The organism is Corynebacterium sp. MSK071 (genome assembly GCF_030232125.1).
Lineage (GTDB): Bacteria > Actinomycetota > Actinomycetes > Mycobacteriales > Mycobacteriaceae > Corynebacterium > Corynebacterium kefirresidentii.
In genome coordinates this window covers 1-212 of the sequence record NZ_JASPJA010000079.1, presented here as the reverse complement: position 1 = coordinate 212, position 212 = coordinate 1, and the positions used below count along the sequence as shown (strand labels likewise).

General features: G+C 58.5%; 1 protein-coding gene. It reads right to left on the bottom strand.

Going from position 1 to position 212, the window contains the following annotated elements:
• Window positions 1-212: hypothetical protein (locus QP990_RS12265; protein ID WP_284799443.1), on the bottom strand; the 212-nt coding region annotated here is incomplete at both ends.

Sequence of the window (212 nt, the reverse complement as noted above, 5' to 3'; positions counted from 1 at the left end):
TGCGCGATAACCGGAGCAGCCAAAAGACCCTTACCCGCGGTAAACAAGCCCTTGACCACAGCAGCCTTTAAGGCCACGCCCAAATCAACAATACCCTTGACCGCCTCAGCGCCCTGGGCAACAACAGAGCCCGCAGCCAAAGCCACAGCCAGCAAAGGAGATAGCCCCTCAGCAGCCTTCACAGCCTTACGCACAGCCTCATCAGCACCCAA